At 40.3% G+C, this 16,905-nt stretch carries 17 protein-coding genes; 10 read left to right on the top strand and 7 right to left on the bottom strand.

What is annotated here, in order from left to right:
• Positions 1-61: 61 nt before the first annotated feature.
• From F8B77_RS00155 to rplT, 5 genes are all read left to right on the top strand, one after another.
• Positions 62-808, top strand: a complete 747-nt coding sequence (locus tag F8B77_RS00155) for a sporulation protein (RefSeq protein ID WP_151652682.1) — start codon at positions 62-64, stop codon at positions 806-808.
• A gap of 222 nt (positions 809-1,030) precedes the next feature.
• Positions 1,031-2,959: a threonine--tRNA ligase gene (gene thrS / locus F8B77_RS00150; RefSeq protein ID WP_130045361.1), complete on the top strand. Its 1,929-nt coding sequence runs from the start codon at positions 1,031-1,033 to the stop codon at positions 2,957-2,959.
• 3 nt (positions 2,960-2,962) lie between these two features.
• Positions 2,963-3,514 (top strand): translation initiation factor IF-3, encoded by a 552-nt coding sequence (gene infC / locus F8B77_RS00145; RefSeq protein ID WP_130047836.1) that lies wholly within the window; start codon positions 2,963-2,965, stop codon positions 3,512-3,514.
• Between the two features lie 107 nt (positions 3,515-3,621).
• On the top strand, positions 3,622-3,816 hold the full coding sequence (gene rpmI / locus F8B77_RS00140) for a 50S ribosomal protein L35 (protein ID WP_005419080.1): 195 nt from the start codon (positions 3,622-3,624) through the stop codon (positions 3,814-3,816).
• A gap of 39 nt (positions 3,817-3,855) precedes the next feature.
• Positions 3,856-4,209 (top strand): 50S ribosomal protein L20, encoded by a 354-nt coding sequence (gene rplT, locus F8B77_RS00135; protein ID WP_045102152.1) that lies wholly within the window; start codon positions 3,856-3,858, stop codon positions 4,207-4,209.
• A gap of 72 nt (positions 4,210-4,281) precedes the next feature.
• On the opposite strand, the gene F8B77_RS00130 is transcribed toward rplT, so the two are convergent.
• From F8B77_RS00130 to F8B77_RS00105, 6 genes are read right to left on the bottom strand one after another with little or no spacing between them, the layout of a single operon-like run.
• Complete coding sequence (locus F8B77_RS00130) at positions 4,282-5,061, bottom strand: heme ABC transporter ATP-binding protein (RefSeq protein ID WP_151652680.1); 780 nt, start codon at positions 5,059-5,061, stop codon at positions 4,282-4,284.
• Positions 5,061-6,098, bottom strand: coding sequence for a FecCD family ABC transporter permease (locus F8B77_RS00125; RefSeq protein WP_151652678.1), 1,038 nt, complete (start codon positions 6,096-6,098; stop codon positions 5,061-5,063). Before F8B77_RS00125 ends, F8B77_RS00130 begins: the two co-directional genes overlap by 1 nt.
• A gap of 9 nt (positions 6,099-6,107) precedes the next feature.
• Complete coding sequence (locus tag F8B77_RS00120; protein ID WP_130046261.1) at positions 6,108-6,956, bottom strand: heme/hemin ABC transporter substrate-binding protein; 849 nt, start codon at positions 6,954-6,956, stop codon at positions 6,108-6,110.
• Entirely contained in the window at positions 6,953-7,372 is a 420-nt protein-coding gene (locus F8B77_RS00115) for an ExbD/TolR family protein (RefSeq protein WP_130086857.1), read from the bottom strand. Before F8B77_RS00115 ends, F8B77_RS00120 begins: the two co-directional genes overlap by 4 nt.
• Complete coding sequence (locus tag F8B77_RS00110) at positions 7,369-8,052, bottom strand: MotA/TolQ/ExbB proton channel family protein (protein WP_151652675.1); 684 nt, start codon at positions 8,050-8,052, stop codon at positions 7,369-7,371. Before F8B77_RS00110 ends, F8B77_RS00115 begins: the two co-directional genes overlap by 4 nt.
• 21 nt (positions 8,053-8,073) lie before the next feature.
• Positions 8,074-8,814 carry an energy transducer TonB gene (locus tag F8B77_RS00105; RefSeq protein WP_167512715.1) on the bottom strand — a complete coding sequence of 247 codons (741 nt, stop codon included), beginning with the start codon at positions 8,812-8,814 and terminating at the stop codon, positions 8,074-8,076.
• A 156-nt stretch (positions 8,815-8,970) separates the two neighbouring features.
• Between F8B77_RS00105 and F8B77_RS00100 the strand changes: the two genes are divergently transcribed.
• The 3 genes from F8B77_RS00100 to hutZ are packed head-to-tail and all read left to right on the top strand — an operon-like array spanning position 8,971 to position 10,319.
• The gene (locus F8B77_RS00100) at positions 8,971-9,165 is read left to right on the top strand and encodes a hypothetical protein (protein WP_244298146.1); all 195 of its coding nucleotides are present in this window, start codon (positions 8,971-8,973) and stop codon (positions 9,163-9,165) included.
• Between the two features lie 43 nt (positions 9,166-9,208).
• Positions 9,209-9,739, top strand: coding sequence for a heme utilization cystosolic carrier protein HutX (gene hutX, locus F8B77_RS00095; protein WP_208846037.1), 531 nt, complete (start codon positions 9,209-9,211; stop codon positions 9,737-9,739).
• A 52-nt stretch (positions 9,740-9,791) separates the two neighbouring features.
• Complete coding sequence (gene hutZ, locus F8B77_RS00090) at positions 9,792-10,319, top strand: heme utilization protein HutZ (RefSeq protein ID WP_151652669.1); 528 nt, start codon at positions 9,792-9,794, stop codon at positions 10,317-10,319.
• A gap of 182 nt (positions 10,320-10,501) precedes the next feature.
• Here the strand turns inward: hutZ and F8B77_RS00085 are convergent, their stop codons facing one another.
• Complete coding sequence (locus tag F8B77_RS00085; protein ID WP_151652667.1) at positions 10,502-12,700, bottom strand: TonB-dependent hemoglobin/transferrin/lactoferrin family receptor; 2,199 nt, start codon at positions 12,698-12,700, stop codon at positions 10,502-10,504.
• A 316-nt stretch (positions 12,701-13,016) separates the two neighbouring features.
• Here F8B77_RS00085 and pheS point away from each other — a divergent pair, with 316 nt between their 5' ends.
• Both pheS and pheT read left to right on the top strand, forming a co-directional pair.
• Entirely contained in the window at positions 13,017-14,000 is a 984-nt protein-coding gene (gene pheS, locus F8B77_RS00080) for a phenylalanine--tRNA ligase subunit alpha (protein ID WP_045102137.1), read from the top strand.
• Positions 14,001-14,017: 17 nt separating this feature from the next.
• Complete coding sequence (gene pheT, locus F8B77_RS00075; protein WP_151652665.1) at positions 14,018-16,405, top strand: phenylalanine--tRNA ligase subunit beta; 2,388 nt, start codon at positions 14,018-14,020, stop codon at positions 16,403-16,405.
• Positions 16,406-16,905: the final 500 nt, after the last annotated feature.

Raw genomic sequence — 16,905 nt, 5'->3', positions numbered from 1 at the left:
TATATAAGCCATATATATAGATGAAGTAAAATAAGAATAAACATAGAAAAAGGACGAAAGGATGTTTAAAAAGCTAAAGGCGTCATTAGGTATAGGGGCTGCAAAAGTAGATACCATTTTAGAAAACCCAGAATTATTTCAAGGTGATACACTAATTGGTACGGTTCACATCCAAGGTGGGGATATTGAACAGCAGATTGATGCTATTCATCTAAAACTTAATACGGAAGTGAAAGTTGAAAGTGACAGCGGAACCAGTTATCAAACGTTAACCTTATTCCATACTCAGGCGGTGAATCCATTTACTATTCAAGCCAATGAGAAAAAGGAAATGCAATTTACGATTAAATTGCCAGATGAGACACCAATTACAGCATTAAATGTTCGTGATAACCATTGTGATGTTTGGGTTGAAACTGTTCTAGATATTGATTTTGCGATTGATCCAACCGACCGTGATTTACTGATTGTAAAACCAATGCCTGTTGCCGCTGCCATTATTAGTCAAATAGAGCAGGCCGGCTTTAGTATGGTGAAAGCGGATGTAGAGCAGGGCTATCTTAATGGTGGTCACTTTAAATCGCACTCTGGTGGTTACCAAGAGATTGAATTTAGAAGTAATGGATTCATGAATAAAAAAGAGATAGAGCTGTCGTTTATTCTCGATGGGCAAGTACTTCATTGTTTAGCTGAAGTCGATCGGTCGATGGGTTTTAATCGTGGCGACCAATATGTCTCTTTTTCACTAAATACAAATGCTTCAAGCGCAGAGATACATAACGCAGTACAGAAAATTTTACGTATTTAGATAAGGAACATTACTTATCACTTTAAAAAGAATCGACATCATTTTTGTGATCTCGATTCTTTTTTGCATTAGCTAATTAAGAGTCGTACAATGACCGACTTGTAAGTGTTCCCGACCTTTGTGTGGTTGATTGATCCTTACATCTTAGACAATCTATTATTTAGACTTATTAATTTTTAGCATGTGTTGCTTCGTGTGCAACACCACTGTAAAGGATAAAACATGCCTGTAATTACTCTTCCAGACGGTTCTCAACGTCAATTCGATAATGCTGTTTCTACTATGGATGTTGCTGCTGACATCGGTCCAGGTCTTGCGAAAGCTTGCATCGCTGGTCGTGTTGATGGCGTTCGTGTTGATGCGTGTGATTTAATTGAAAATGACGCACAACTTGAAATCATCACAGCAAAAGATGAAGACGGTTTAGAAATCATTCGTCACTCTTGTGCGCACCTTTTAGGTCACGCAGTTAAGCAGCTTTTCCCTGAAGCTAAAATGGCGATTGGCCCAACTATTGATAACGGTTTCTACTACGATATCGATATGGAGCATTCTTTAACGCAAGAAGATCTTGATAAGATTGAAAAGCGTATGAAAGACCTTGCTAAAACCAAGTACCAAGTAATCAAGAAGAACGTAAGCTGGCAAGAAGCGCGCGATGCATTCGATGCTCGTGGCGAAACGTACAAAATTGAAATCCTTGACGAAAACGTATCTAAAGACGATCGTCCAGGTTTATACCATCATGAAGAATACATCGACATGTGTCGTGGTCCTCACGTACCAAACATGAGTTTCTGCCAGAACTTTAAGATTCTGAGTGTAGCTGGTGCATACTGGCGTGGTAATAGCGACAACAAAATGCTTCAACGTATCTATGGCACTGCATTCCAAGATAAGAAACTGCTTAAAGCACATCTTATCCGCCTAGAAGAAGCAGCAAAGCGTGACCACCGTAAGATTGGTAAACATCTTGATCTGTTCCATATGCAACAAGAAGCTCCAGGTATGGTTTTCTGGCACCACAACGGTTGGACCATCTTCCGTGAGCTAGAAGTATTCGTACGTGAAAAACTAACAGAATACGATTACCAAGAAGTTAAAGGCCCATTAATGATGGACCGTGTACTTTGGGAGCGTTCTGGTCACTGGGATAAATACGCTGAGGCGATGTTCACAACAAGCTCTGAGAACCGTGAATACGCTATCAAGCCTATGAACTGTCCTGGTCACGTTCAAATCTTTAACCAAGGTCTGAAATCATACCGTGATCTGCCATTACGTATGGCTGAGTTCGGTTCATGTCACCGTAACGAACCATCAGGTGCTTTACACGGCATCATGCGTGTTCGTGGCTTTACTCAAGATGATGCACATATCTTCTGTACAGAAGCACAAGTACAAGATGAAGTGAAATCATGTATTGAGATGGTTTATGATACATATACAACGTTCGGTTTTGAAAACATCGTAGTTAAGTTATCTACACGTCCTGAACAACGTGTGGGTTCTGATGAAATGTGGGACAAAGCAGAAGCCGATTTAATCCTTGCTCTAGAGTCTATGGAAATCGCTTATGAGATTCAAGAGGGTGAAGGTGCATTCTACGGACCGAAAATTGAATTTACTTTGCATGATTGTCTGGACCGTGCGTGGCAATGTGGTACAGTACAACTCGATTTTGCATTACCAGAGCGTTTAGGGGCAACTTACGTAGGTGAAGATAACGAACGTCACACACCAGTGATGATTCACCGCGCGATTTTAGGTTCTCTTGAGCGATTCATTGGTATCTTAATTGAAGATTACGCAGGCTTTTTCCCAACATGGTTGGCTCCAGAACAAGCAATTGTAATGGGCATTACAGACAAACAAGCTGATTATGTACAAGAAATTGCAAAAAAACTGCAAAAAAATGGATTTAGAGCCAAAGCGGACTTGAGAAATGAGAAGATTGGCTTTAAAATCAGGGAACATACTTTGAAACGTGTTCCGTACATGCTTGTTTGTGGTGACCAAGAAATGGAAGCTGGCGAAATTGCAGTACGTACTCGTAAAGGTAAAGATTTGGGTAAATTTAAAATTGATGATTTTGTTGCATTCCTGCAGCAAGAAGTTAGTGCCCGAACGCTCAATACTGTGGAGGAATAAGGTATTAAAGGCGGAAAAAGAGCCCAACAGCCGGCTAAACAAAATGCTCATCGTCTAAACGGTGAAATTACTGGCGTTAAAGAAGTGCGCCTTACAGGTCTAGATGGCGAATCAGTTGGTGTCGTTTCACTAAATGAAGCGTTAGACGTTGCACTTGAAGCAGGTGTCGATCTAGTTGAAATCAGCCCGAATGCCGAGCCACCAGTTTGTCGTGTGATGGACTATGGCAAATTCCTCTTCGAAAAGGCTAAGGCTGCTAAAGAACAGAAGAAAAAACAAAAACAGGTTCAGACTAAAGAAATTAAATTTAGACCTGGAACTGATATTGGAGACTATCAGGTAAAACTACGCAACCTGACTGGTTTCCTTGAAGACGGCAACAAAGTGAAGGTAACAATTCGCTTCCGTGGCCGCGAAATGGCTCACCAAAACATCGGTGTTGACGTTCTTAATCGTTTGAAAGCGGATACTGAAGAGTTTGCTCTAGTTGAATCTTTCCCATCGAGAATTGAAGGTCGCCAGATGATTATGGTGTTGGCCCCTAAGAAGAAGTAATTTAGTGCATTCAAGTAGTAAAGTGGGGTAGCTGCTCGCAGTTATCCTGTTTTATTCGCCTAATTACTATATGTTTAATCACGCAACAATGCGGAGTTATATTCATCATGCCTAAGATGAAATCAAACAAAGGTGCTTCTAAGCGTTTTAAGAAAACTGCTGGTGGTATCAAATTTAAGCACGCTACGAAACGTCACATCCTGACTAAACGTACTACTAAAAACAAGCGTCAGCTTCGTCCAAACTCTCTACTTCCAAAATGTGAAGTAGCAGCAGTTGCACGTATGCTTCCATACGCATAATTTTTAGTATTTATTTAATTTTAGTTTAGGAGAGACACAATGCCTCGCGTAAAACGTGGTGTACAAGCTCGTGCACGTCATAAGAAAGTTCTAAAACAAGCTAAAGGTTACTACGGAGCACGTTCACGTGTTTACCGTGTAGCTTTCCAGGCAGTTACTAAAGCAGGTCAATATGCTTACCGTGACCGTCGTAACAAAAAGCGTGTTTTCCGTCAACTTTGGATCGCTCGTATCAATGCTGCAGCTCGTCAAAACGAGATGTCTTACAGCCGTTTCATTAACGGTCTTAAGAAAGCATCTATTGAAATCGATCGTAAGATCCTAGCTGACATCGCTGTATTCGACAAAGTAGCATTCGCTGCTCTTGTTGCTAAGGCGAAAGCTGCTCTTTAATTAGAACAGTTTCAAAGGCTTTAAGACTAAATAAGGAGAGCACTAGCTCTCCTTTTTTTATACTACAAAAACTTATGCAGCAAACACCACAGGGAAATTCAACGTGGGGTGAGCTTGCACTAAGGTTTTGTGTCCATAAACCGCTTCTATCATTTCTGCTGTTATTGCCTCCCATGGCGCGCCATCTGCTTGTAGCTTCCCATCTTGAAGAACAATGACTCTATCTGAATATTGTGCAGCTAAATTCAAATCATGTAGTACCACAATAACCGCAGCGCCTTCATTTGCTAAGTCCTTCGCTAATCTTAACGTATTGTGTTGGTGTGAAAGATCTAACGCTGATGTTGGTTCATCTAGCATCACGATCTTCTGTTGATGTTGGCTCACTTGGGTTAGCACTCGCGCTAAATGAACACGTTGTTTTTCACCACCAGATAAAGAGGGATAGGATCTTTCAGCTAAGTGTTCAATTCCTGTTTTTTGCATCATGCTCGATGTGATTTTTCGTAATGCTTGATTGGATAGCGCTAATGGCAATCCTCCAAGTTCAACCACTTCACTTACATTAAAAGCAAAGGATAGGGTGCTGTGCTGTGGAAGAACCCCAAGTCGTTTTGCTAGTTCATTACTATCCCATTGACCTTTTGTTTTTCCGAAATAACGAATGTCATTAAAAGAGGTAATTTCATCACATAACAATTTCAGTAATGTACTTTTTCCGGCACCATTTGGCCCAAGTAGTGTTGTGACTTCACCACAACGAAGATCTAAGTTAATGTCATCTAAAATTATTTTAGATCCAATGCGATAAGAAATGTTGTTGGCTGAGATAGCTAATGAAGAAAGGCTCATTAAATTTTACCTCGTTGGGTAAAGAGTAAATACAAAAAGAAAGGCGCACCAATAATGGCCGTCACGATACCAACAGGCAGTTCAGCAGGGCTAACGGCAACTCGGGCAAACATATCTGCTGCAGTTAATAAAAGACCACCAAGTAATGCTGAAAGTGGTAATAAGGTTTTATGGTTTGGTCCAGATAGCATACGACCAAGGTGAGGGATGATTAATCCAATAAACCCAATCATTCCAGATAAGCTAACGGTAATACCAACGCCGACAGCACTTAAAATGATCATACGTTTCTTTAATGATTGAACATTAATGCCTAAATGTTTTGCCTCCGCTTCACCAAGAAGTAGGGCGTTAAGTCCTGACGCATTTTTCATAAATAAAACAAGCAAGGTAATAAGACCAATACTTGCAAGCAGTAGGTCATTCCACTTTGCTCCGGCTAATGATCCCATAGACCATAACGAGAGGTCACGCAGCATTTGATCATCAGCAATGAAATTCAAATAGCCAATTCCAGCACCAGATAATGCGCTAATGGCAACACCAGCGAGTAGCATAACGGTAATTGAGGTACCAAATTTACTGGTTCCTAATCGATAGACAATGAGCGTGGTTATTGCGCCACCAAGAAAAGCAAAAATAGGTACAGCGGCAAAATTCATAAAAATAGGAAACTGCTGAGCAACGGATGAAAATAATACGATTGCCATTGCTGCACCAAGTGCGGCCCCCGCAGATACACCAATGATCCCTGGTTCAGCAAGAGGATTGCGAAATAATCCCTGCATGACAACCCCAGAAATAGCCAATATGGCACCAACAAGCATACAAAGGATAGTTCTTGGTAGGCGAACTTGATGAATGATCAAATTGATGTGTGCTGGAATTTCAGCGGTTGACCAAGGCATAAGGCTATGAAAACTATCACTTAGCGTAATGTTCATTGGTCCTGTCGCAATGGAGCTTACTGCGATAATGAGCAGAGAAAAACCACTTAACCACAGTAATTTTGAATAAGAGAGGTATTTTAACAACATAATAATCACTTAAGGATAAAGAAGGGTATTCAAACGAGCGGCTTCATCAAGTGTCGCCAAGCCAAGGCCACCGACGAGTGCTGAGCCATCAATACCAATAATTTGTTTATTAATACCAGCAGGCGTTGAGGCTAAGGTTGGAATCGATTCGATAATATTATCAATGCCCTTTAACGTCTTGATACTGCGGTTGCTGACTAAAACAACGTCAGGTTGCATTGAGATCATTGCCTCCATTGAAATAGGTTTAAACGATGATATCGATGAGCTTGCAGGGTTATTTGCTCCTGCTAAATGAATCAATTCATCCATTGTCGTATCACTGCCTGCCACATAAGGTGCTCTGCCTTCATGTAATAAAAGGTAAATGACTTTTTTCTGTTTCGCTTTACTTGGAATATTACTGTTTAGTAACGCGACCTTTTTATTTACTTGATCCTTGATGGCTTCTGCTTGCGATTGATGCTGAGTAATAGAGGCAATTTCGTCAATACGATTTAACAAGCCTTGAACCGTTGGTGTCGTGTTTACGATATTCACTTTTACATTCGATTGAGAAAGTAAATCTAATGTAGTTTGTGGTCCCATTTCATCGGAGCCAATAATTTGTGTTGGCTGCAAAGCCAGTAAGCCTTCTGTTGATAATTGACGGTGATAACCAATTTTAGGTAAGGATTGTGTCTGCGGCATTTTGCTCGTTACATCAACGGCAATAAGAGAGTCTTCTGCACCTAGCGCGTAAATTAGCTCCGTAACGGCACTTCCAGCACTAATAATACGCTCTTGTGCCGTACTAATGGATGAGAATAAAAGCAATGCAATAGCAAGAAGAGAAGAGGTAATTTTTGAGTTAATCATGATTTATTTTCGTCCATTAAAATTTGAGTCGCTTTAATATTATTGTCTTGTAAAAAGGCCAATAATTTCACCATATGCTGAATTTCAGCCGTCTTATCAGAGGCGATAACCACTTGAAACTCAGGCTTACTTTTTACTTTTTTCAGTAATGCGCTAGTAAAGGAAGGCCAAGTGGAATAAGAATGGCCATCCAACCCCCAATATGGCGGTTGTTCTAATATATTGATGGTAAAAGACTTACTGTCTACGTCACTTACCGATTCGGTATCCGCTGTCGGTAAGCTCACTTCTAAAGATTGAAGTTTCACGGTAGCGGTGAGTAATAAGAAGACCATTACGATGAAAATAATATCGAGTAAAGGGGTCAGATCAGGCTGAATGGATTCTTCAGCAGCAGAGGAAGGTGACTTAATCATGCATTCACCTTGATGATTTTATGTTGGATGTTCTCACTCATTGAATCATTTGAGCTAAATACGCCTTCAATCCACAAATTAGTGTAATTTAATGAATGCTCTAAACGTGACAAGATACGATCAGCCCATAAGCCTAGAAGCTGTGAGCTTGCGATAGCAGGTAAGGCAATGATCAAACCAATTGCCGTTGTACGCATTGCTAACCCTAAACCATCAGCCAAAATATTGGGTGTAATAGAGCCCGTTGTTGCGGCTACATCTTTAAACATATCAATTAAGCCAAGAACCGTACCTAATAAGCCGAGTAATGGGCTGATCATGCCAATAAGAGCTAAAAGACGTAATCCAGTACGTAATTGATGACGTTTTTCTTGAAGCCATAATCCTGCCACATCCTCTCGTAATCCTTTTTCAAAATCACGATGGGCAAGTAGCATGGCATTGCCTTTTGCTGAGAGAGCACGACGTTTTTTCAACTCTTGAATAAAGGAATGAATGCCTTGTGTATCGTCTTTTTTTAATTGAGTTAGTGTTGACTGTATTTTTTTATGAGAGCAGCCAGAAAAAAGTAAAAGCTGGATGGTTCGTTCTAATAACAAGGCAAGAGTGAGTAATGAGCAGCCTAATAGCGGTAGAGCCATAATGCCAAGTTGCGAATATAAGTGTGAAAAGTTAAGCATAGTTAAATCCGGTATAACTGATTAATTTAGTGAAAATCTGACAGGGATCTGCACACGGTGTGCAATCGCTTGGCCATTGATAACTTGAGGTGAAAATTGCCAATCACGAATCGCATTAAGAGCGGCTTCATCGAGAACTTGTGCGCCTGATGAGGTGATTAACTCTTGTTTAATTTGTTTTCCATTTTCATTTAGCCAAATTTCATATAGCGCAGTACCTTCAATGCCTTTACGTTGCGCGATGCGAGGGTAACGTGGTGCATTAGGGCGTGTTAAGAAACTCGGTTTTTGGATTAATTGTGGCTTTTCTGTTGCCCCTGATTTAGAAGCGACAGGTTTCGCTGTTGATTCTTTTTCAACAGGTTTGTCTGTTTTCTTAGCCGTTTTAGTTGTTGATTTGGTTTCTGCTTTTTCTTTAAGAATCTTTTTTTTAGGCTCAATTGGCTTTGAAATCGTTGGTTTTTTTACCACTTTATTTTTAGGTTTAGACTTTGGTTTAGATTTTACGGGTTTATTTTCCGCCACTTGTTTTTGAACTGTCTTTTCAACGGTGGCTTGCTCTTTCGGTTTTATTACCTCATTTTTTTTCGTTTGCACTGATTGAGGGGTAGGAACGCTTGGTGCGACAAACTGGATATTGACGTGTGAGGAAGTACTACCTGTAGGCATAGCAAAGGCTTTTTTTTCAGGAACAGACCAGATAAGCGCGGTATGAATAGCTAATGAAATACCAGCTGCCGCTAGATAACGAAAGTTCAGCACGAATGTCTCCATTTAATTCAGTACTTTTTAAGATGACAACATTATAAACAAAACAAGAATGATATCAATTATCAATTGCATTCTCATTTGAAAATACTTTATGATATAAAAAGAAGCAAAACTCTTTGAAGTAACGAGTTAAAAAGAATTGAAATCATGAGAACAGAAATTGACTTAAATCAGCTACCTATTTCACTTGTCGGTGAAAGTACACCAGAGCCATTGCTGTATGCCTTTCAAAGAAAAGCATTCGCTCATGCTGGGGGAGGCGCAATGCCTATCTCGGCAGATTTGTTTAGTGAGCGTTTTTCTCCGCCTATCCAGAAAAGTATTAATGCAGCAGATAAGTGAGGATGTTTATCAATGACAAACAAACAGCCTGTTTTTAATGAGCATGCTGCATAAATTTAATCAACATAATAAGAGTATTCCAGTGAATAAACACGTTATCGAATTATTAGAAAATGACCCATCATTATTACCAAGTGATATTGCTAAGCAACTGTCTATTAGTGAAGTCGAAGTGGTTAAATCATTACCTAAAGAGATGGTGACTATGGTTTCTGGCCTGAAAACCCAAGAGATTTTAGAAGGGCTAACAGGTTTTGGTGATGTAACGGCCATCGTGCATTCATTTGGTTCTATCTTTGAAGTTAAAGCGCCGTTTCCAAAGGGGAAAATAGCGCATGGTTACTATAACCTGATGGGGCGAGAGGGGCAGTTACACGGTCACTTAAAATTAGATTTAATTCAAGATATCGCACTGATTAGCAAGCCGTTCAGAGGGACAGAAAGCCATTACTTTGGCTTCTTTAATCATGAAGGCCACTCAGTATTTAAGATCTATTTAGGTCGAGATAAAAAGCGTCAACTTATTCCAGAACAAGTTGCAGCGTTTACTGTCTTAAAACAAGAATATAAATAAAAAATAGTCAGCTCAGCATACAACTCAGCACCAAATTAAAAAGGAAAGAAAAATGAATTCAAATGTTAAGCAGGAAAGATTACAAAATCGTCTTGGTCCTGAAATTCAAGAGTTTCGTGATTCACGTAAAACCCTTCAATTAGCAACAGTAGATTGCGAAGGGAAGCCAAATGTAAGCTACGCTCCTTTTGTGTTATTAGAAGATGGTTACTATGTGCTGATCTCTGAGATAGCACGTCATGCAAGGAATCTTCTGCAAAACCCTGATGCATCATTAATGCTCGTAGAAGATGAGGATTCATCGAAACAACTGTTTGCTCGTAAAAGACTGACGTTCGATGCAACCGCTATTCTAATTGATAGAGAAGAAGAAAATTGGCAGTTAGCCGTTGATGAAATGAAACAACGTTTTGGCGATATTATCGATGGCTTGAGCTTATTAGACGATTTTAAAATGTTCCGATTAAAACCAATTCAAGGATTATTCGTAAAAGGGTTTGGTCAAGCGTTTCAAGTGAGTGGCGATGATCTTGTCGATTTTGTTCATTTAGAACAAGGGCACAAGAAGAGAATAGCGTAATTTAGCTCTCACATAATTAATCGATTTAAAGCTCAAGCAATTGGGCTTTTTTTATGCATATCGTTTTTAAACATGGACTAATTCTCAAAATAGTATAGGTAATTACTATTTTTGGCATGAACCCAGAAAGCGGCAATGATGCCGCTTTGAACTAGCCAATTAACGTTGAATTTAATTCATTTTTAGAATTTATAATCTAACTCAATGCCCCAGTTGCGACCTGCTTGAGCTTTACGATCAATTCCATCATCACCAGATTCAGTACCAATCATGTCGTTGTATAGCCAGTATTGTTTATCAAATGCATTAAATAAACCACCACGAAGTGTTAAATCTTTCATTGGTTTGTAGTAAGCGGTTAAATCAACCAAGGTGTAGCCTGCAATATCAATGTTTTCATGACCAACGTTTGACCATTTATCTTTTGCCGCAACCATATTTATATTTAATAAAGCACCGTAAGTATAGCCGACAGAGTCATAACCTAAACCTAGGTGTGAAGTGAGTGGGGCAACACTGTCTATTGATGCACCAGTTTTTTTATCTCGGCCTTCAGCATAAGCAATACTTAGCTTCGAATAGGTTCCTTGAGGTGCATTAAACGCTTCATCCAATAAGTAAGTAGAACTAAACTCAACCCCATAAATTTCTACAGAATCGATATTCTCTTTTGTATACTGCTCTTTACCATCGTTAGGGCCACCAACGACTTTGCCTATGTATTTTTGGTTGATGAAATCAGAATAATCATTATAGAAAGCAATTAATTCAACTTGTGCGGCATTAGATTGTGCTCGAATACCTGCTTCATACGAGATACTGCTTTCCGCTTTTAGATCTGGGTTTGCATCAATGACAGCGCCACTGTCATAGAAGTAGTACATGTCTTGTATGGTAGGAGCTTTAAAACCTTGGCTGACTTGAGCAAGTATACTGAAGCTATTATTGATGTGGTAAACCGACCCTAATTTAGCCGTAAAAGCGTCATTTTTGCTGTCAGGGTATTCTGTTTTAAAACCGTCATTGGTCTCTGGTTTAGCTTCAAATGAGTCATAACGTAAACCAGCAGTTAGCACTAATTGTTCATTAAGTAGGAAAGCTTGGTCCTGCGCAAAAATACCATATTGCGTCATGGTTGCATCAGGCATATCAGTATGGCCCGGCCCAACGGTTCCTTTATCGTATCTATAATCGGTATTTTCAGTTGCGAACTTGTTTTGTCTAAAGCTTAGGCCATAAGTGATTTGGTGGAAACCTTCTCCAAACTCAGCGATTTTATCAAACTGTGCATCAAATTGGATTGAATCATCGTTAGCAATACGTTCACGCATACGGCGACCACTGCCGTAAGGCCCAGTTGAAGTATCGTAGTTTTCAGATAATGATTCAGTTTGTTGTACATTTAATTTTGATTCTAGCGTATCGAATAGCGCATTATTAGCTGTCCATTCATGCTCTAAACCAACGCGTAATCGAGTTGTTGTGTCTTTATTGTAATTGTCATAATAAGTAATGATAGGGTTGCCCATCATCATCATAGAATAACCATTTTGGGAAAGCTCATCTTCATCATATTGAGAGGTGTAATATTCCACAGTCGTGCCGATACGATGCGAGTCATTTAATTGGTAAAAGGCTTTTGCTAATAGGTTACCAATTTGTGCATCTGCTGGATTTGCAGCTCCACGATCTGGGCCTTCAATATCTGCAGCGTTAGAATGGGTTTGTGATTCACTGCCTTTTTTATATGTCAGCATGATTAGAGTTTCTAGCTCAGCAGCACGCATTGCCCATGTCCCTGTAGTTTTCGTGCTTGAATCTACGCTGTTATAGCCTGTTTTTACTTCAAAAGCGTTCTCGTCTCCCTCGGTTCTTAAAATATCTTCGGGATTTTTAGTCTCCATTAGGATGGTACCGCCAAGAGAATCTGAACCGTATAGAGTAGAAGATGGGCCTTTGTTTACTTCAATTACTTTTAATGTATCAATTTCAATAGCACTTGGGTATTTACGCTGTTCATTGGATCCTGGATTGTATGGGGTAGGTTGTTGAACTCCATCAACTAACATTTTAATACGGCTGTCACTCATACCACGAATAGTGAACCCTGATAAACCAAAACGACCGCCACCATTTGCAGCTACCCCTGGTGTATATTTTAAAGCATCTTGAACACTGGTCGCCATTGTCTTATCAATGTCTTCTGCAGTTACTTTTGATATTGAGCTCGATACGTCTTTAATATTTTGCTCTGTACGGGTTGCCGATACAACAACCTCATCAAACATTGTTGCATTCGCATTAGAAGAGGTTTTTGCATGAAGGATAGGCGAGATAGCAACTAAAATAGACGCAGCTAAGAGCGTTTTTTTATTAGACATGTTAATTCCTTGAAAGTGTGTAGTCTCATAATTCGGAAAGATAATACATATTGCGAATGATAATTACTATCATTTTCACTTGATCTTTTCTTTTTTGTTCTATGGCGTGAAAAATTGAATAAAATAAAAATGATAGCCATGCAAAAAGAGGGGAATTGGTAGGCGTTCTATAGGCATTTGGCTAGGAAAAGTACTTTTTTCTATTAGATCAGCTATTTTATCCAATTCAGTTTGGATTTAGCGCTGTGATTTATTACTATGTGCTGATATGTATTTTACTCGCAACGGATACCACCTATAAGTGGATGAGGAAACGATGCAACATCTAGACGAGATCATTGCCAATGCAACGGCAGAAATTGAACAAGCAGGCTCTTTAGTCGCTCTGGACGAAGTCCGTGTTCAATACTTAGGTAAAAAAGGGCATTTGACACTTCAGCTTCAAGGACTAGGTAAACTAGATCCTTCAGAGCGTCGTGAAGCAGGTCAACTGATCAATAAAGCAAAGCAAGCGGTTCAAACGTTATTAGTTGAACGTAAAGATTCACTTCAAACTGCAGAGCTTGAAGCGAAACTTGCTGCTGAAACTATCGATGTAAGCCTTCCAGGCCGTCGTATCGAGAACGGTGGTTTACACCCAGTTACTCGTACCGTTGAGCGTATTGAGCAATTCTTTGGTGAATTAGGTTTCAGCACTGAATCTGGTCCTGAAATTGAAGATGCATTCCATAACTTCGATGCGCTAAATATTGCAGACGATCACCCAGCGCGTACTGACCACGATACGTTCTTCTTTAACCCTGATCTAATGCTACGTACGCATACATCAGGTGTTCAGATCCGTACAATGGAAAATGGCAAACCACCATTCCGTTTCATCGCTCCGGGTCGTGTTTACCGTAACGATTACGATCAAACTCACACACCGATGTTCCACCAAGTGGAAGGTATGTTAGTTGATGAGAACGTAAACTTTGCACAACTTAAAGGTATTCTTCACGATTTCCTTTGTAATTTCTTTGAAGAAGAAGTTGAAGTGCGTTTCCGTCCTTCATTCTTCCCGTTCACAGAGCCTTCAGCTGAAGTTGATGTGAAGCGTAAAGATGGCAAATGGTTAGAAGTATTAGGTTGTGGCATGGTTCACCCTAACGTACTTCGCTCTGTTGGCATCGACCCTGAAAAATACTCAGGCTTCGCGTTTGGTATGGGTGTTGAGCGTCTAACTATGCTTCGTTACGGCGTAAATGACCTTCGTGCGTTCTTCGAGAACGACCTTCGTTTCCTTAAACAATTCAAGTAATTCGGGGCTAGAAATTTATGAAATTCAGTGAATCTTGGCTACGCGAGTGGGTTAAACCTGCTATTAACAGCGAAGAGCTAGCTCACCAAATCACAATGGCTGGTTTGGAAGTTGATGAAGTTGCACCTGTTGCTGGTGAGTTCACCGGCGTTAAAGTAGGTAAAGTGGTTGAGTGTGGTCAACACCCAGACGCAGACAAACTTCGTGTAACTAAAATTGATATCGGCGAAGAAGAGCTTTTAGACATCGTTTGTGGTGCATCTAACTGTCGTCTTGGTCTAACGGTTGCTGTTGCGACGGTTGGTGCTGTACTTCCTGGCGACTTCAAAATTAAGAAAGCAAAACTACGTGGTGTTCCATCACACGGTATGCTTTGCTCTTTCTCTGAACTAGGTATTGATGTTGAATCTGACGGTATTTTAGAATTACCTGAAGGCTCTACATTAGGTATGGACGTTCGTGAGCTTCTTGAGCTTAACGATGTTGCTATCGATGTTGACTTAACAGCAAACCGTGCTGACTGTTTTAGCATTCGTGGTTTAGCTCGTGAAGTAGGTGTTCTTAACCGTGCAGACGTAGTTGAACCAACTATTGAAGCAGTAGCAACAAGTATTGAAGATACGGTTTCTATTGAAGTTAAAGCAACTGAAGCGTGTCCACGTTACCTTGGTCGTGTAATCAAGAACGTAAATGCAAAAGCTGAAACACCAATCTGGATGCAAGAGAAACTGCGTCGTTGTGGTATCCGTTCAATCGATGCGATTGTTGATATTACAAACTACGTAATGCTTGAGCAAGGCCAACCTATGCACGCGTTTGATCTAGCTAAGATCGACGGTGGCATTGTGGTTCGTATGGCTGAGCAAGATGAGAAACTGACTCTTCTTGATGGCAACGAAGCGAAGCTAAACAATAATACATTAGTGATTGCAGACCAAAATAAAGCATTAGCAATCGCTGGTATCTTTGGTGGTAAAGAGTCTGGTGTAACGACTGAAACAACTGACATCATGCTTGAGTGTGCATTCTTCGCACCTGATCACATCCGTGGTCGTGCACGTGCATACGGTCTACACACTGATTCTTCTCTACGTTTTGAACGTGGTGTTGACTCTACATTACAAGTAACAGCGATGGAGCGTGCAACACAGCTTCTTGTTGAACTTTGTGGTGGCGAAGTAGCTCCTATCTCTGCAGCAGAATCTGACGCTGATCTTCCAACAGCAAACACGGTTGAATTACGTCGCAGCAAGTTAGATGGTCTATTAGGTCATCACATCCCATCAACAGATGTGGTTGAGATCTTAACGCGTCTAGGTTGTTCTGTTGAAACGACAGACACAGGCTGGACAGCAACATCTCCATCATGGCGTTTTGATATTGCAATCGAGCAAGACCTAATTGAAGAAGTAGGTCGTATCTACGGTTACAATAACATTCCAAACCAAGCACCTGTTGCTGCACTAAACATGAACGATCACAAAGAAGCAAACCAACCGCTTAAGCGTGTTCGTGATCTTCTTGTTGACCGTGGTTACCACGAAGCAATTACATACAGCTTCGTAGAGCCTGAGCAACAAAAACTGATCGTGCCTGAAATTGAGCCGTTAATTCTGCCATTCCCTATTTCAGCAGACATGTCAGCGATGCGCCTAAGCCTATGGACTGGTTTGATCAACACCGTTGTTCATAACCAAAAGCGTCAACAACCACGCGTTCGTTTATTTGAATCGGGTCTACGTTTTATTCCTGAAGAATCAGCAGAAAATGGCATGCGTCAAGAAATGATGCTTGCTGGTATCATCGCTGGTACTCGTGGTGAAGAGCATTGGGATATCGCAACAAACACGGTTGATTTCTTCGACCTTAAAGGCGATTTAGAGGCTGTTCTTGAACTAACTGCTAACGAATTAGCGTATGAGTTTAAAGCCGCTAAACACCCAGCACTTCACCCAGGCCAAACAGCAGCTATCGTTGTTGGCGGAAAAGAAGTTGGTTTCATCGGAACAGTACACCCAGAGCTAGAGCGTAAGTTTGGCTTGAACGGTCGTACCATCATGTTTGAAATCGAGTGGGATTCAATCAACACTCGTGTTATCCCTGAAGCTGCTGCAGTATCTAAGTTCCCTGCAAACCGTCGTGACATAGCGATCGTTGCAGACGAAGCAATTGCTTCTGGTGACATCGTTGCTGAATGTCTAGCATCAGGTGGCGAGCTATTAACTAGCGCGAAACTGTTCGATGTTTACCGTGGTCAAGGCGTTGAAGAAGGTAAGAAGAGTCTTGCAATAGCACTGACACTTCAATCTGTTGAGCGTACGCTAGAAGAGGCTGATATCACTTCAGCTGTTGACGCTATCGTTGCTGCAATTGGTGAGAAGTTCTCAGCAACACTGCGTGACTAATAATACACTTCTTTTTTAACGAAAGAATATAAAATCCAGTACTGGCGTTTGTTGGTACTGGATTTTTTTATTATAAAATAACGCGGAGGTAAAGATTTACGTTTTAGGCCAAGCAAGAGAGAAAACTGCAATCGAGTATCAGTATATAATGCTGAAGACAAACTCGATTAGTATCTATAGATTAGAATATAGCATCGAGGTCTAAAGCTTACTTGTTCACAATCAAACAGATGGCTTACTTTCAAATTTATTAATAATTATTTGGTCAGCATCACAATTTTAGATACAAACGAATGCTCTAAATAATCTCGCATTACCAGTGGTATATTCCAAATCAATGACTTAGGTTAGGCTGATATAAGATATCTAAGTAGATTAAGCTTATAAATTTGATCATTATCTCATAAATGCGCCATGATTTTTGAGAAAAAAGTTGGCGAAAATCAGTCAGTTGGCATACACTGTCAAGAGTTGAACGAATGTTAAGTTGTTGTTCTAAC

Source organism: Aliivibrio finisterrensis (assembly GCF_008933155.1).
Classification (GTDB): Bacteria; Pseudomonadota; Gammaproteobacteria; order Enterobacterales; family Vibrionaceae; genus Aliivibrio; species Aliivibrio finisterrensis.
Note: the sequence above shows the minus strand (reverse complement) of the source record. Positions and strands in the feature narration are given on the sequence as shown.

Excerpts from the sequence above, each read along its gene's own strand:
- pheT (WP_151652665.1), top strand. The coding sequence starts at position 14,018 with ATGAAATTCAGTGAATCTTGGCTACGCGAGTGGGTTAAACCTGCTATT.
- hutZ (WP_151652669.1), top strand. The coding sequence starts at position 9,792 with ATGAATTCAAATGTTAAGCAGGAAAGATTACAAAATCGTCTTGGTCCT.
- rplT (WP_045102152.1), top strand. The coding sequence starts at position 3,856 with ATGCCTCGCGTAAAACGTGGTGTACAAGCTCGTGCACGTCATAAGAAA.
- F8B77_RS00085 (WP_151652667.1), bottom strand. The coding sequence starts at position 12,700 with ATGTCTAATAAAAAAACGCTCTTAGCTGCGTCTATTTTAGTTGCTATC.
- F8B77_RS00110 (WP_151652675.1), bottom strand. The coding sequence starts at position 8,052 with ATGCTTAACTTTTCACACTTATATTCGCAACTTGGCATTATGGCTCTA.
- F8B77_RS00120 (WP_130046261.1), bottom strand. The coding sequence starts at position 6,956 with ATGATTAACTCAAAAATTACCTCTTCTCTTCTTGCTATTGCATTGCTT.
- hutX (WP_208846037.1), top strand. The coding sequence starts at position 9,209 with ATGCTGCATAAATTTAATCAACATAATAAGAGTATTCCAGTGAATAAA.
- F8B77_RS00100 (WP_244298146.1), top strand. The coding sequence starts at position 8,971 with ATGAGAACAGAAATTGACTTAAATCAGCTACCTATTTCACTTGTCGGT.
- pheS (WP_045102137.1), top strand. The coding sequence starts at position 13,017 with ATGCAACATCTAGACGAGATCATTGCCAATGCAACGGCAGAAATTGAA.
- F8B77_RS00115 (WP_130086857.1), bottom strand. The coding sequence starts at position 7,372 with ATGATTAAGTCACCTTCCTCTGCTGCTGAAGAATCCATTCAGCCTGAT.
- F8B77_RS00155 (WP_151652682.1), top strand. The coding sequence starts at position 62 with ATGTTTAAAAAGCTAAAGGCGTCATTAGGTATAGGGGCTGCAAAAGTA.
- thrS (WP_130045361.1), top strand. The coding sequence starts at position 1,031 with ATGCCTGTAATTACTCTTCCAGACGGTTCTCAACGTCAATTCGATAAT.
- F8B77_RS00130 (WP_151652680.1), bottom strand. The coding sequence starts at position 5,061 with ATGAGCCTTTCTTCATTAGCTATCTCAGCCAACAACATTTCTTATCGC.
- F8B77_RS00125 (WP_151652678.1), bottom strand. The coding sequence starts at position 6,098 with ATGTTGTTAAAATACCTCTCTTATTCAAAATTACTGTGGTTAAGTGGT.
- rpmI (WP_005419080.1), top strand. The coding sequence starts at position 3,622 with ATGCCTAAGATGAAATCAAACAAAGGTGCTTCTAAGCGTTTTAAGAAA.